The sequence below is a fragment of the Klebsiella sp. WOUb02 genome (assembly GCF_050058015.1).
Taxonomy (GTDB): Bacteria; Pseudomonadota; Gammaproteobacteria; order Enterobacterales; family Enterobacteriaceae; genus Klebsiella.
Genome location: NZ_CP170106.1, coordinates 537534 through 552058, shown reverse-complemented (window position 1 = coordinate 552058; position 14525 = coordinate 537534). Strand labels below are relative to the sequence as shown.

10 protein-coding genes are annotated in these 14525 nt (G+C 56.8%); 2 read left to right on the top strand and 8 right to left on the bottom strand.

Features of this window, described 5'->3' with window-relative positions; all coding sequences use genetic code 11:
• Window positions 1-68: 68 nt before the first annotated feature.
• Together cysI and cysJ are read right to left on the bottom strand one after the other, a co-directional pair.
• Window positions 69-1781 carry an assimilatory sulfite reductase (NADPH) hemoprotein subunit gene (cysI, locus tag ABOC21_RS04755; protein WP_426812120.1) on the bottom strand — a complete coding sequence of 571 codons (1713 nt, stop codon included), beginning with the start codon at window positions 1779-1781 and terminating at the stop codon, window positions 69-71.
• The gene (gene cysJ, locus ABOC21_RS04750) at window positions 1781-3580 is read right to left on the bottom strand and encodes an NADPH-dependent assimilatory sulfite reductase flavoprotein subunit (RefSeq protein ID WP_426812119.1); all 1800 of its coding nucleotides are present in this window, start codon (window positions 3578-3580) and stop codon (window positions 1781-1783) included. Before cysJ ends, cysI begins: the two co-directional genes overlap by 1 nt.
• A 318-nt stretch (window positions 3581-3898) precedes the next feature.
• Between cysJ and queD the strand changes: the two genes are divergently transcribed.
• Window positions 3899-4261 carry a 6-carboxytetrahydropterin synthase QueD gene (queD, locus tag ABOC21_RS04745; protein ID WP_426812118.1) on the top strand — a complete coding sequence of 121 codons (363 nt, stop codon included), beginning with the start codon at window positions 3899-3901 and terminating at the stop codon, window positions 4259-4261.
• Window positions 4262-4341: 80 nt separating this feature from the next.
• Here the strand turns inward: queD and queE are convergent, their stop codons facing one another.
• On the bottom strand, window positions 4342-5013 hold the full coding sequence (queE, locus tag ABOC21_RS04740) for a 7-carboxy-7-deazaguanine synthase QueE (RefSeq protein ID WP_426812117.1): 672 nt from the start codon (window positions 5011-5013) through the stop codon (window positions 4342-4344).
• Between the two features lie 458 nt (window positions 5014-5471).
• On the opposite strand from queE, the gene ABOC21_RS04735 reads away from it, so the two are divergent.
• A complete protein-coding gene (locus tag ABOC21_RS04735) occupies window positions 5472-6581 on the top strand; it encodes an SDR family oxidoreductase (RefSeq protein WP_426812116.1) in 1110 nt (369 codons plus the stop codon).
• Window positions 6582-6649: 68 nt separating this feature from the next.
• On the opposite strand, the gene eno is transcribed toward ABOC21_RS04735, so the two are convergent.
• The 5 genes from eno to rlmD form a co-directional block, all read right to left on the bottom strand.
• On the bottom strand, window positions 6650-7948 hold the full coding sequence (gene eno / locus ABOC21_RS04730) for a phosphopyruvate hydratase (RefSeq protein ID WP_426812115.1): 1299 nt from the start codon (window positions 7946-7948) through the stop codon (window positions 6650-6652).
• A gap of 80 nt (window positions 7949-8028) precedes the next feature.
• The gene (pyrG, locus tag ABOC21_RS04725) at window positions 8029-9666 is read right to left on the bottom strand and encodes a glutamine hydrolyzing CTP synthase (RefSeq protein ID WP_426812114.1); all 1638 of its coding nucleotides are present in this window, start codon (window positions 9664-9666) and stop codon (window positions 8029-8031) included.
• A 223-nt stretch (window positions 9667-9889) separates the two neighbouring features.
• Complete coding sequence (gene mazG, locus ABOC21_RS04720) at window positions 9890-10681, bottom strand: nucleoside triphosphate pyrophosphohydrolase (protein WP_426812113.1); 792 nt, start codon at window positions 10679-10681, stop codon at window positions 9890-9892.
• 117 nt (window positions 10682-10798) lie between these two features.
• A complete protein-coding gene (gene relA / locus ABOC21_RS04715) occupies window positions 10799-13036 on the bottom strand; it encodes a GTP diphosphokinase (RefSeq protein ID WP_426812112.1) in 2238 nt (745 codons plus the stop codon).
• A 131-nt stretch (window positions 13037-13167) separates the two neighbouring features.
• The gene (gene rlmD, locus ABOC21_RS04710; RefSeq protein WP_426812111.1) at window positions 13168-14508 is read right to left on the bottom strand and encodes a 23S rRNA (uracil(1939)-C(5))-methyltransferase RlmD; all 1341 of its coding nucleotides are present in this window, start codon (window positions 14506-14508) and stop codon (window positions 13168-13170) included.
• Window positions 14509-14525: the final 17 nt, after the last annotated feature.

Here is a 14525-nt window from a genome sequence, read left to right as displayed (position 1 = left end):
TTATTTTCCCTGCGCCTTATCCCCTCCCCGTCAACGGGTAGGGGATCGTCAGGCGCGGATAAAGACGTTTATTCCCAGAAATCACGGGCTGGATCGAGCACCGGGCGCACGATACCCGCACGCACCGTAAAGTCACCGAAGCCTTCACCCGCTTCGCGCTCTTTCGCCCAGCGCCCGACCAGTTCGTCTATCGAGTCGAGAATTTCCGACTCGGTAATATTTTCGCGATACATGCGCGGGATGCGCGTTCCGCTGCGGTTGCCGCCCAGATGCAGGTTGTAACGGCCCGGCGCTTTACCCACGAGGCCGACTTCCGCCAGCAGGGCGCGGCCGCAGCCGTTCGGGCAGCCGGTCACGCGGGTAACGATATGCTCCTCGCTCACGCCGTGCTTGCTCATCACGCCGTCCACCTTATCAATAAACGACGGCAGGAAGCGCTCCGCCTCGGCCATCGCCAGCGGGCAGGTCGGGAAGGAGACGCAGGCCATCGAGTTTTCACGCTGCGGGGTGACGCTATTCATCAACCCGTGATCGCGAGCCAGCTTTTCGATCTTCGCCTTCTGATCCTCCGGCACGCCGGCAATAATCAGGTTTTGGTTGGCCGTAATGCGGAACTCGCCTTTATGGATCTTAGCAATCTTCAGCAGGCCGGTTTTCAGCGGACGTCCCGGATAATCAAGGATACGACCGTTTTCAATAAACAGCGTCAGGTACCAGTTATTGTCGATACCTTTTATCCAGCCAATCCGATCGCCGCGACCGGTAAACTCATACGGACGGATCGGCTCGAATTTAATGCCGGCACGACGCTCAACTTCGGCCTTGAAGGTGTCAACGCCAACGCGTTCCAGGGTGTATTTCGTTTTCGCATTTTTACGATCGGTACGATTGCCCCAGTCGCGCTGGGTGGTGACCACCGCTTCCGCCACGGCCAGAGTGTGCTCAAGCGGCAGATAGCCGAATTCGCTGGCAGTGCGCGCGTAAGTTTTCTTGTTGCCGTGATCAATGGACAGACCGCCGCCGACCAGCAGGTTAAAGCCCACCAGCTTGCCGTTTTCGGCAATCGCCACGAAGTTCATGTCGTTGGCGTGCAGATCGATATCGTTCTGCGGCGGGATCACCACGGTGGTTTTGAACTTACGCGGCAGATAGGTCTGGCCAAGGATCGGCTCTTCGTCGGTGGTGGCCACCTTCTTCTGATCGAGCCAGATCTCCGCGTAGGCGCGGGTGCGCGGCAGCAGGTGCTCGGAGATCTTTTTCGCCCACTCGTAGGCTTCAGCATGGAGCTGAGACTCGTTCGGGTTAGAGGTGCACAGCACGTTACGGTTCATATCGTTGGCCGTCGCCAGCGCGTCCAGCCCCACCGAGTGCAGCATCTGGTGCACCGGCTTGACGTTCTTCTTCAGAATACCGTGGAACTGGAAGGTCTGACGGTTGGTCAGACGAATGCTGCCGTAGATCGTATTATCGGCGGCAAACTTATCGATCGCCTGCCACTGTTTGGTGGTGATCACCCCGCCCGGCAGGCGGCAGCGGAGCAGCATCGCATGACGCGGCTCCAGCTTCTGCGCCGCACGTTCGGCGCGAATGTCGCGGTCATCCTGCTGGTACATGCCGTGAAAACGGATCAGCAGGAAGTTATCGCCCTTAAAGCCGCCGGTGAGGGGGTCGTTTAAGTCTTCCGCGATGGTGCCGCGCAGGTAGTTGCTCTCTACCTTCATCCGCTCGGCGTCGGTCAGTTTACCTTCGACCACCAGCGGTCCAGGATGTTTTTCGCTCATTAGTAGACATCTCGCTGATAACGGCGCTCAACGCGCAGCTCACTTAAAAATTCGTCCGCCGCTTCGGCGTCCATCGCGCCGAATTCGGCAATCACTTCCAGCAGCGTCCGCTCAACGTCTTTCGCCATGCGATTGGCGTCGCCGCAGACATAAATATGGGCACCGTCATTAATCCAGCGCCACAGTTCGGCCCCCTGCTCGCGCAGCTTGTCCTGAACATAGACTTTTTGTTGTTGATCGCGGGACCAGGCCAGATCGATGCGGCTCAGTACGCCCTCTTTGACGTAGCTTTGCCACTCAACCTGGTAAAGGAAATCTTCCGTAAAGTGCGGGTTGCCGAAGAACAGCCAGTTCTTGCCCTCGGCGCCTTCCGCCGCGCGCTGCTGCATGAAGGCGCGGAATGGCGCAATGCCGGTGCCCGGGCCAATCATGATCACCGGAGTCTGCGGGTTGGCAGGCAGGCGGAAGTTATCATTGTGTTCGATAAAGACGCGGACTTCGCCATCTTCTTCCACGCGATCGGCGAGGAAGCTGGAAGCGCCGCCGGCGCGCGCGCGGCCTTCGATCTCATAGCGCACCACGCCGACGGTTACGTGAACTTCGTTTTCCGTTTCCGCCTGCGAGGAGGCGATCGAGTACAGGCGCGGCGTGAGCGGGCGCAGCAGGTCGATCAGCGCCTGGGCCTCCAGCTGCGCCGGAGAGAAGCGCACCATATCGACGACCGGCGTGGTGGCCGCGTAGTGCTGCAGCTGCGCTTTATCGCCCACCAGCGGCAGCAGCGTTTCGCTGCGGGTTAATGTCGCGTAATTCTCAACGATGTTAGCGGTATTGACCGTTAACTCGAAATGCCACTCCAGCGCTTCCGCCAGCGGCAGGGTTTTGCCTTCGACGGTAACCGGCTCATCGCCCTTCAGCCACAGCAACTCGGCCAGCTCTTTAACCAGCGCCGGATCGTTCTGGTACCAGACGCCCAGCGCGTCGCCGGGCTGGTAGCGCAGGCCGGAGTCGCCAAGATCGATTTCAATATGGCGCACGTCTTTCCCGGAGTCGCGGCCGGTAATTTTTTGGTTTACCGAGAGCGTCGCGGTCAGCGGCGCTTCTTTAGTATAGGGGCTGGTGTGAATGTCATTAACCGCGCCGCTCGTCGCCAGCTGAGCCGGCGTCGCCGCCGGCGCGCGGGCCTTCAGCACTTCGACCACGCGGGTGCGCCATTCGGCCGCTGCGCCCTGATATTCGACGTCGGCATCAACGCGATCGAGCAGGCGCTCCCCGCCCAGCTCGGCCAGCCTGCTGTCGAAATCTTTCCCCGACTGGCAGAAGAATTCGTAGGAGGTATCGCCCAAACCAAAGACCGCGAAGGCGGTGCCTTCGAGCTTCGGCGCTTTTTTCGAGAGCAGGAATTTATGCAGCGCGACGGCTTCTTCCGGCGGCTCGCCTTCGCCCTGGGTTGAGGTCACGACGATCAGCAGTTTTTCGGAGGCTATTTGTTTGAATTTGTAGTCGCCCGCGTTAACCAACTTAACGTTCAGCTGCGCTGCCTGGAGGTCGTCACGCAGCGCTTCGGCCACCCGACGGGCGTTGCCGGTTTGCGAGGCGGACAGCAGCGTAATGCTCGGGACTTCCGCCGCCTGGGCCGGAGCGGCAGCCGCCGCGCCGGAATGCTGATTCAGCACGCCCCAAAAATAGCCGGAAACCCAGGCAAGCTGGGTCGGGGTGAAGTCTGTCGTGGCCGCCTGCAGGCGCGCCATTTGCTCCGGGTTAAGCGGCAGCAAATTGGAAGGTGGGACCTGTGTCGTCATGCGTCGTTATGTTCCAGTAAGCAAAGCTGTTATTCGCACCCTGTCAGCGCGGCAAAAACAGAAGAGAATGTAAGGTTAACGGCGCAGATAGTAACAATTAAATAAGGGATGGAAATAACAAATAACCAAATGGACTAACCTGTTTTACCTATAGTTATTAACAACAAAATCGATTAAATAATCCTATGAAATATAAAGAGATTACTGACCACAGGGCGGCGTATGCGGCCATTTCACGCTCGGGGCCGTTTTAGTTAATGCTAAAAAATGTACTTTCCGGTACCCTACGGCGGTTTTTTGTCTTATTGAGAGTAAAAGATGTCCACCACCCTGTTTAAAGATTTTATCTTCGAAGCCGCCCATCACCTGCCCCACGTACCGGAAGGTCATAAGTGCGGTCGTCTGCACGGTCACTCTTTTATGGTACGTCTGGAGATTACCGGCGAAGTCGATCCGCATACGGGTTGGATCATGGATTTTGCCGAGCTTAAGGCCGCCTTTAAGCCGACCTACGATCGCCTGGATCACTACTACCTGAACGATATTCCTGGGCTGGAGAACCCGACCAGCGAGGTGCTGTCGCGCTGGATTTGGCAACAGGTTAAACCCGTTGTGCCGCTGCTGAGCGCGGTGATGATTAAAGAGACCTGCACGGCGGGCTGCGTCTATCGCGGCGAGTGACGGTTTGCCGGGCAGTGCTTTATTTAGCCCCTTAGCAGAACGCAGAAGCCCGGTCAGCATTGCGCTACCGGGCCTTTTTATCAGGCAATATTCAGATATTTATGCGTTTGCATCGAGAGCCGCCAGTTGCGGGCGATGCAGGTCTCAATACACAGACGCGTCGCATCCTCTTTCTGGCTGATGGGCTGCAGAGCGATAATCCGCGGCTTGTCGTCGGTCAGCGTTTCCAGCAGTTCATCCAGCGCTTCGATATCGCGCACGCGCCCCACCGGATGCTTGATTTCATCCGCGCGCAGCAGCGCCTGCGACAGCACGTCGTAACCGCCGCGCATGTTGACCTTCGGTGAAACCGTCACCCAGGTGCGCGGGCTGCAGCGCACTTCGTGAGTACCGCTGGTTTCAATCTGGCAGCTGAAGCCGTTATGCTCAAGCAGGGTCGTCAGCGGGGTGAGATCGTGAATGCAGGGCTCACCGCCGGTGATCACCACGTGACGGGCGGTCCACCCCTGGCGGCCAATAATCGCCAGCAGATCTTCGCCGCTGGCCGGGCCCCATTTATCGCTCTCTTTGGTTTTCGCCAGAATGCTGAACAGCGACACTTCCCGATCGGCAAGTTTGTCCCAGGTATGTTTGGTATCGCACCAGGCGCAACCAACCGGGCATCCCTGCAGGCGAATAAAAATGGCGGGCACGCCGGTAAAATAACCCTCGCCTTGCAAGGTCTGGAACATCTCGTTAATCGGGTACTGCATAATCATCTCTGTTTAGGTGCTAAACGATCATTATCGCAGATTTGCGCGCCCAGGTCTTGTCCTCAGCTGCGATGGCGCCCCGTTATCTCGCGGCGATAAAACTGCGGCTATTCTGACTCTTGGCGCCGCCATGTTTATGCATGACCCGCGCCGCATTCATCATTCATTTTATTTTTTAGATTTATATCGTTGATGTAACAAAAAATTTTAAATATTACATTAATGGAAAATATAAAAACCTGAACAATAAATAAAATAACCAATAAAATCAGTATAGTACAAACAGATACATGAAACTTCGAATTTTTATAAATAGTCTGATGTCGAATCCAATCCGCGCCCGCTCATAACCTTAATACGGCCTTAAGAATTGATTTAAATGGCCCATTTCCCATTTATCCGCCGTTTAGTTTAGCCCGCCTAGAATCCACCCGACTAACCATGATGAGACTGTATTCATGAAGACATTATTAATTACAGGCGTTACCGGATTTCTGGGTGGAGCAGTTTTAGAGAATATCCTGAAGCAAAAAAATCGGGCGAATCTGCTGCTTTTAGTTCGTGCCAGTAATGGTGAAGCAGCGCTTGCCCGGGTTAAAGACAATCTGCGAAAATTCAACATCGCGGAGGAGACGCTGGCGACGCTGAGCGTCCGGCACATCCTGCTGGGTGATTTGGCGAATCCGCAGGAATTTCTTGCCGATCCGCGCCTCGACGGCGTTACCCACGTGCTCAACTGCGCCGCCGTCGCCTCGTTCGGCAATAACCCGCTGATCTGGAAAGTCAACGTTGAGGGGACGCTCCGCTTTGCCCAACGCATGGCCGAGGTCTCCGGGCTGCAGCGCTTCCTGCACGTTGGCACGGCAATGTCGTGCTCGCCGGAGCCTGACTCTCTGGTCGCGGAAAGCGCCGAATTCCGCGAGCGCGCTGAGCACCTTGTCGAGTACACGCACTCTAAATCGACCATCGAGCGGCTGATGCGGCAGGCGTGCCCGACGCTGCCGCTGGCTATCGCCCGCCCCTCTATCGTCGTCGGCCATACCCATCACGGCTGCCAGCCCTCCAGCAGCATCTTCTGGGTATTCAGCATGGGCCTGATGCTGCAAAAGTTCATGTGTGCGATGGAGGACAGGATTGATGTTATTCCCGTTGATTACTGTGCCGATGCGCTGCTGATGCTGCTCGATAGCCCGCTGCCCCGCGGTGAAGTGGTGCATATCTCGGCGGGGGAAGAAAACAGCGTCAGGTTTGCCGAGATTGACAGCGCAATGGCCTCCGCGCTAGAGCGGCTGCCCGTCGGCGACAGCTATGCCCAGGTGAGCTATGAGACGCTGGTGAAGATGCGCCGGGAGCTAAAGGATATCTTTGGTCCCTGCAATGAGCGCCTGATGCTCAAAGCCATGCGCCTGTACGGCGCCTTCGCCGGGCTGAACGTGCGATTCAGCAACGATAAGCTGCTGAGCATGGGGATGCCGAAACCGCCGCGCTTTACCGATTATATTGACCGCTGCGTGCAAACGACCCGCGGGCTTTCTATTCCGCAGCAGATGGCCGTCGACTTTAAATAATCGCCGCTCTGCAGGCAAAAAAAATGCCAGTCCGCAGACTGGCATTTTCATATCAGATAAAGAGCGGCTTATGCCTGACCTTTGATCTCTTTACGACCGTTGTACGGTGCTTTTTCGCCCAGAGCTTCTTCGATACGAATCAGCTGGTTGTATTTAGCAACGCGGTCAGAACGGCTCATAGAACCGGTTTTGATCTGGCCTGCAGCAGTACCTACCGCCAGGTCAGCGATGGTAGCGTCTTCAGTTTCGCCTGAACGGTGAGAGATAACGGCAGTGTAGCCAGCGTCTTTCGCCATTTTGATCGCAGCCAGAGTTTCGGTCAGGGAACCGATCTGGTTGAATTTGATCAGGATGGAGTTAACGATGCCTTTCTCGATGCCTTCTTTCAGGATCTTGGTGTTGGTTACGAACAGATCGTCACCAACCAGCTGGATTTTGTCGCCCAGAACTTTAGTCTGGTATGCGAAGCCGTCCCAGTCAGATTCGTCCAGACCGTCTTCGATAGAGACGATCGGGTACTGTTTGGTCAGATCTTCCAGGAAGTGAGTGAACTCTTCAGAGCTGAACGCTTTGTTGCCTTCGCCAGCCAGAACGTATTTACCGTCTTTGTAGAATTCAGAAGCCGCGCAGTCCATCGCCAGAGTGATGTCGGTGCCCAGCTCGTAGCCGGCAGCTTTAACCGCTTCAGCGATAACCGCCAGAGCTTCAGCGTTGGAACCCAGGTTCGGCGCGTAGCCGCCTTCGTCACCAACTGCGGTGTTCATGCCTTTAGCTTTCAGAACTTTAGCCAGGTTATGGAACACTTCAGAACCCATACGTACGGCTTCTTTCAGGGATTTAGCGCCAACCGGCTGAATCATAAATTCCTGGATGTCGACGTTGTTGTCCGCGTGCTCGCCGCCGTTGATGATGTTCATCATCGGAACCGGCATGGAGTATTTGCCCGGGGTACCGTTCAGCTCGGCGATGTGTTCGAACAGCGGCTGGCCTTTAGCGGCAGCTGCTGCCTTGGCGTTCGCCAGGGACACGGCCAGGATTGCGTTCGCACCGAAGTTAGATTTGTTTTCAGTACCGTCCAGATCGATCATGATCTTGTCGATGCCGGCCTGGTCTTTGGCGTCTTTGCCAAGGATTGCCTGAGCGATCGGGCCGTTAACCGCGCCAACGGCTTTCAGTACGCCTTTGCCCATGAAGCGGGATTTGTCGCCATCGCGCAGTTCCAGCGCTTCGCGGGAACCAGTAGAAGCACCTGACGGAGCTGCTGCCATACCAACGAAACCACCTTCCAGGTGTACTTCGGCTTCAACAGTCGGGTTACCACGGGAGTCGATGATTTCACGACCGATGACTTTAACGATTTTGGACATTAGATTTTCCTCAGTACAAGTTAAACTAAAACTCCAGACAAACAATGCACCCGGAGGGGTGCATTGCCGTTCTAACTCTTTTACTTCGCCTGACGCTTCTGATACTCGCCTGCTGCCTTAACGAAACCAGCAAACAGCGGATGGCCGTCGCGCGGCGTCGAAGTAAACTCCGGGTGGAACTGACAGGCCACAAACCACGGATGGTTCGGCACCTCGATGATCTCGACCAACTGATCGTCCCCGGAACGGCCCGCAACGCGCAGGCCCGCATTTTCAATCGGCTTCAACAACATGTTGTTGACTTCGTAACGGTGACGATGGCGCTCGGTGATTGTCGGCTCGCCGTACAGCTGGCGCACCAGGCTATCTTCGTCCAGCTGGCACTGCTGCGCGCCCAGGCGCATGGTGCCGCCGAGATCGCTTCTCTCGGAACGAACTTCGACGTTGCCTTCCTCATCACGCCATTCGGTAATCAGCGCCACGACCGGGAACTTACAGTCTGGCACAAATTCCGTGGAGTTAGCGCTCTCCATCCCCGCTACGTTGCGCGCGAACTCAATCAGCGCAACCTGCATACCCAGGCAGATACCCAGATATGGAATATTGTTTTCACGCGCATAGCGCGCGGTGGCAATCTTACCTTCAACGCCGCGGTAGCCGAAGCCGCCCGGGATCAGGATAGCATCTAAATTCTTCAGAATTTCGACGCCGCGCGTTTCCACATCCTGCGAATCAATCAGCTTGATGTTTACGGTCACACGATTTTTCAGACCGCCGTGTTTCAGCGCTTCAATCACCGATTTGTAGGCATCCGGCAGCTCAATGTACTTACCGACCATACCGATGGTGACTTCGCCTGCCGGGTTAGCTTCTTCGTAGATAACCTGTTCCCATTCGGCCAGGTTTGCTTCCGGGCAGTTCAAGCTGAATCGTTTACAAATATAATCGTCCAGCCCCTGAGATTTCAACAGGCCCGGAATTTTATAAATGGAATCGACATCTTTCAGAGAAATAACGGCCTTTTCCGGGACGTTACAGAACAATGCAATTTTAGCACGTTCGTTCGCCGGGACCGCCCGATCGGAGCGACAGATCAGAATATCTGGCTGAATACCGATAGAAAGCAGCTCTTTTACGGAGTGCTGAGTCGGTTTGGTTTTGACTTCGCCGGCTGCTGCCATGTACGGCACCAGGGTCAAATGCATAAACAGGGTGTGCTCGCGGCCAATTTCTACCGCCATCTGGCGAATAGCTTCGAGGAACGGCAGGGATTCGATATCGCCGACGGTACCGCCGATTTCAACCAGCACCACGTCGTGACCTTCGCCACCGGCAAGCACGCGCTCTTTAATCGCGTTGGTAATGTGCGGAATAACCTGTACGGTTGCGCCCAGGTAATCACCACGGCGCTCTTTGCGCAGGACGTCGGAGTAAATACGCCCCGTAGTGAAGTTATTACGGCGGCTCATTTTGGTACGGATGAAGCGCTCGTAATGGCCCAGGTCCAGATCGGTTTCAGCGCCGTCTTCAGTAACGAACACTTCCCCGTGTTGGATAGGACTCATGGTGCCCGGATCGACGTTGATGTACGGATCCAGTTTCATCATGGTCACGTTAAGCCCACGGGCCTCGAGAATAGCTGCGAGGGATGCTGCGGCAATGCCTTTACCCAGAGAGGATACGACCCCGCCGGTCACAAAAATATAGTTCGTTGTCATGCTGAACCTGAGAAGTTAGGGTGAAACGATGGAATAACCAGGACGGGAAAGTAGTATACCCGAACACGACGAGCGCCACAAACTTTCATTCTCCGCCTCCTTTCCAGGCCATAACAAACACAGGGAGTGAGAAAATAGCCCCTTTTGGGTAAATGTTTTTGACGCAAATCAAGCGCTTGTCATTTAAAAAATCACACAAATCGCGCTTGATCACGAAAACCCGTTAGAGATCAGTTTCCTGCCGCTTTACCTCTTGCCACACTTCTTCCATGGTATCGAGGTCAACGCCGGTCATCTCCAGCCCGCGCGCGGCGACAATGCGCTCAACTTCGCGGAAGCGGCGCTCAAACTTTAGGTTGGCTTTTTGCAGGGCGACTTCGGCTTTAACGCCTAAATGACGGGATAAATTGACCGTCGCAAACAGCAGGTCGCCAACTTCCTCCTCCAGTTTAGCCTCATCTACCACCGCCTGCTGCACTTCGTGCATCACCTCGTCGATCTCCTCGTGCACCTTGTCCAGCACCGGCCCCAGCGAGGTCCAGTCAAAGCCCACTCCCGAGCAGCGTTTTTGTATTTTATGCGCGCGCATCAGCGCTGGCAGGCTGTGCGGAATATCATCCAGCGCGGAGTGCTGGGATTTTTCCGCCCGCTCGGCGCTTTTGATCTCTTCCCAGCGCGCCAGCACTTCCGTACTGCTGCCGGCGCTGGCGTCGCCAAAGATATGCGGATGGCGACGCTCCAGCTTGTCGCTAATCGCGGCGCAAACGTCGTCAAAGGCGAAACGTCCCTCTTCCTGCGCCATCTGGGCGTAGAACACCACCTGGAACAGCAGGTCTCCCAGCTCGCCGCGCAGATCGTCAAAATCTTCGCGGGCGATAGCGTCCAGCACTTCGTAGGTTTCTTCGAGGGTATAGGGGGCAATGGTGGCAAAGGTCTGCTCTTTGTCCCACGGGCAGCCGGTTTCCGGGTCGCGCAGGCGTTGCATTATCCCGAGCAGGCGGTCGATTTGAGTCATGGTAATTCCTTGCAAAATGTTGGTCTTTTTCGCTTCCCCCGGTGAAAACGCAGGAGAAAATCAGCGCAGTAGCCCTCTCCCCGCAGGAGAGAGGGCCATGGATGGAGGGATAAACCATTAGCCGCCGTGCAGACGGCGGGCATCAATAACGTCCGGTACCTGATTCAGCTTGCCGAGCACGCGGCCCAGCACCTGCAGGTTATAGATTTCGATGGTCATATCGATGGTGGCCAACTGCTGTTTGGTATCGCTACGGCTGGCCACGCCCAGCACGTTGACCTTCTCGTTGGCGAGGATGGTAGTGATATCGCGCAGCAGGCCGCTGCGATCGTTGGCGACCACGCGCACCACCAGCGAGTAGCCCGCGGAGTAGCTTTCCCCCCAGACCGCATCGACGATCCGCTCCGGCGCGTGCGACTGCAGCTCCGCCAGCTGATCGCAGTCCGCCCGGTGCACCGAGATCCCGCGCCCCTGGGTGATAAAGCCGACAATCTCATCGCCGGGGATCGGCTGGCAGCAGCGCGCGATGTGGTGCATCAGGTTACCGACGCCTTCGACCACCACCCGGCCGTTATCTTTGCTGCGATTCTGCGGCGCCCAGCTCTTCTGCTGCAGTTGCTTCAGCGCCGCCGCATCCTGCTCGGCCGCGCTCGGCTTATTGAACTGCGCCTGCAGGAAGTTGACCATCTGGTTAAGGCGAATATCTCCGCCGCCGATGGCCGCCAGCAGCTCGTCCAGCTCGTTGAAATTGTAGCGCGGCAGCAGATGTTTTTCTGCATCCTTGAGAGTGATGCCAAGATGCTCCAGCTCATCGTCAAGGATCTGCCGTCCGGCGAGAATGTTTTTATCGCGATCCTGCTTGCGGAACCAGGCGTGAATTTTCGAGCGCCCGCGGCTGGTGGTGACGTAGCCAAGGTTCGGGTTCAGCCAGTCGCGGCTCGGGTTGGGCTGCTTCTGGGTGATGATTTCAATCTGATCGCCCATCTGCAGCTGATAGGTAAACGGCACAATGCGTCCGCTGATTTTCGCCCCGATGCAGCGGTGGCCGACATCGCTGTGGATGTGGTAGGCAAAATCGAGCGGCGTCGAGCCGGAGGGTAAATCGACCACGTCGCCCTTCGGCGTAAAGACGTAAACCCGGTCGTCAAAGACCTGGCTGCGCACTTCATCCAGCATTTCGCCGGAATCCGCCATCTCTTCCTGCCAGGCGATCAGCTTACGCAGCCAGGCAATGCGGTCTTCGTAGCCGCGCCCGCCGCCCACCGCCGCGCCGGCGCCCTCTTTGTACTTCCAGTGCGCGGCGACGCCCAGCTCGGCATCTTCATGCATCTGGCGAGTACGAATTTGAATTTCTACCGTTTTGCCGCCGGGGCCGAGCACCACGGTATGAATAGACTGGTAGCCGTTAGGCTTCGGATTAGCGACGTAATCATCGAACTCATCCGGCAGATGACGGTAGTGGGTGTGGACTATCCCCAGCGCGGCGTAGCAGTCCTGCAGGCGCTCGGCGACAATGCGCACCGCCCGCACGTCAAACAGCTCATCGAAGGTGAGATGCTTTTTCTGCATTTTCCGCCAGATGCTGTAGATATGCTTCGGCCGGCCGTACACTTCGGCCTTGACGCCTTCCGTTTTCATCTCCGAGCGCAGGTGGCCGACGAATTCGTCAATGTAGTGCTCGCGGTCGATTCGCCGCTCGTGCAGCAGCTTCGCGATGCGCTTATATTCGTCCGGATGCAGGTAGCGGAAGCAGTAATCCTCCAGCTCCCACTTCAGCTGGCCGATCCCTAAGCGGTTGGCCAGCGGCGCGTAGATATTGGTGCACTCTTTCGCCGCCAGAACCCGTTCATCTTCAGGCTCGTCTTTGACTTCCCGCAGGTGGGCGATACGTTCGGCGAGCTTGATGACCACGCAGCGGAAATCGTCGACCATCGCCAGCAGCATGCGGCGAATGTTATCCACCTGTTCAGAGGAGACGGAGTCGGTGTGGGTGGCCTTGAGCTGGCGGATGGCCGCCATGTCACGTACGCCGTGGATCAGGGTCACCACGGATTTGCCGACGCTCTCCTGCATCACCTCTTCGCTGACGACCTCGCCGTCCGCCAGCGGGAACAGCATCGCCGCCCGCAGCGTATCGATGTCCATGCTCAACGTGGAGAGGATTTCAACCATCTCCACGCCGCGCCATAGCAGAAGGTCCGCGCGCGGATGTCCCTGCGTTTGCTCACGACAATAGTCCCAGGTTTCGGCTAAGCGCTCACACGACTGCTGGCTGGAAATGCCCAGACTCGCGATCCATTTATTCGGGTCAAATTCACCAGCTTTATTTAGATGTGCACTTCTTACCGCAACCATTGTCCTCTCCTTAAGGGACCTGGCCTGCCGAAGTCGGCAAGCCTCAACTTATACACGTCATCCTGCAAATCGTATTAGCGCCGGCGCCCGTCGCTCGCCTCAGTCGCTGAGCCGAGCGGGCCGCTGAGGATTTACTCTACTGCCACCTCAATGCGATTCGTATGATTTTGTGTAATTTTGTGTTCAAACAGCACCATTGATTCCAGATGCCCGGTATGCGGGAACATATCCAGCATCGCCAGGCGCTGGATTTCATACCCCGCCTCTAAAAGCAGTTCGCTATCGCGCGCCAGCGTCGCCGGGTTACAGGAGACGTAGACTACGCGCTGCGGGGCCAGTTTTATAATATGTCGCATCACGCCGGCCGCGCCGGCTCTTGCCGGATCGAGCAGTATTTTATCAAAGCCGCGCTTCGCCCAGGCCTGGCGGGTCACGTCCTCTTCCAGATTTTCGTGGAAGAATGTGACGTTATGCAGATTGTTCAGCGCGGCGTTTTCGCGCCCTTTCTCGACCAGAGCAGGAACGCCTTCAACGCCGACAACCTGCGCGGCGCGCTGCGCCAGCGGTAGGGTAAAATTGCCCATTCCGCAGAACAGATCCAGCACCCGGTCCTGCGGCTGAATATCCAGCCACTCGAGGGCCGTACGCACCATCAGCTGGTTAACGCCGTCGTTAACCTGGATAAAGTCGCGCGGACTGAACACTAAGCGTAGTCCGTCTGACGTATACCATGGCGCTTCGCCGACAATATGTTCAAGTATCTCGCTTTGCGGCGCCAGGTACAGGGAAAGACCGTTAGATTGCGAAAATCGTTCCAGTTTTTCTTTATCGCCGGCGGGCAGCGCGGCGGTATGACGTAATACCATCAGCGGCCCGTTATCGGCCTGCACCAGCTCAACGTGGCCCAGCTGACGCACGGATTTCAGGCTGCTCAGGCATTCGCGCACCGCCGGCAGCAACGCCTCAAGAGCGGGCGCCAAAACGGGGCACTGCACCACGTCGACAATGTCGCTGGAGCTGGCCTGACGAAAGCCCATCCGTAAGTGTTGGGTCTTTGGCTGATAATTCAAGCTCAGGCGCGCGCGTCGACGATAGCCCCACGGCGAAGCGGCTATAATCTCTTCGACGTCGCGCTTCATCAGGCGGCCGAGCGCGGCGCGCTTGCTTTGCTGCTGCAGCTCAACGCTGGCATGCTGCTGCTGGCAGCCGCCGCAGACACCAAAGTGCGGACAGCGCGGCGTCTGGCGCTGCGGGCTATCGTTGAGGCGGCGTTTCACCCCGGCGTGAGCGTACTGTTTTTTATCGTCAACCAGCACCACCTCGGCCTGCTCCTGCGGCAGCAGGCCGCGAACAAATAGCGCTTTTCCCTGGTGACGAGCGACGCCCTGACCAAAGGGATCGAGGTCATTGACTGTAACGGTTATGATCTGGCGCGTCGTCACACGCCGTTTTGCAGAGTAGAATTGCGCCATCGTAGAGATTTGTCTCA

What these genes read in the sequence shown, in the direction of transcription:
- cysI (WP_426812120.1), bottom strand. Translation starts at nt 1,781, where the DNA reads ATGAGCGAAAAACATCCTGGACCGCTGGTGGTCGAAGGTAAACTGACC.
- cysJ (WP_426812119.1), bottom strand. Translation starts at nt 3,580, where the DNA reads ATGACGACACAGGTCCCACCTTCCAATTTGCTGCCGCTTAACCCGGAG.
- queD (WP_426812118.1), top strand. Translation starts at nt 3,899, where the DNA reads ATGTCCACCACCCTGTTTAAAGATTTTATCTTCGAAGCCGCCCATCAC.
- queE (WP_426812117.1), bottom strand. Translation starts at nt 5,013, where the DNA reads ATGCAGTACCCGATTAACGAGATGTTCCAGACCTTGCAAGGCGAGGGT.
- ABOC21_RS04735 (WP_426812116.1), top strand. Translation starts at nt 5,472, where the DNA reads ATGAAGACATTATTAATTACAGGCGTTACCGGATTTCTGGGTGGAGCA.
- eno (WP_426812115.1), bottom strand. Translation starts at nt 7,948, where the DNA reads ATGTCCAAAATCGTTAAAGTCATCGGTCGTGAAATCATCGACTCCCGT.
- pyrG (WP_426812114.1), bottom strand. Translation starts at nt 9,666, where the DNA reads ATGACAACGAACTATATTTTTGTGACCGGCGGGGTCGTATCCTCTCTG.
- mazG (WP_426812113.1), bottom strand. Translation starts at nt 10,681, where the DNA reads ATGACTCAAATCGACCGCCTGCTCGGGATAATGCAACGCCTGCGCGAC.
- relA (WP_426812112.1), bottom strand. Translation starts at nt 13,036, where the DNA reads ATGGTTGCGGTAAGAAGTGCACATCTAAATAAAGCTGGTGAATTTGAC.
- rlmD (WP_426812111.1), bottom strand. Translation starts at nt 14,508, where the DNA reads ATGGCGCAATTCTACTCTGCAAAACGGCGTGTGACGACGCGCCAGATC.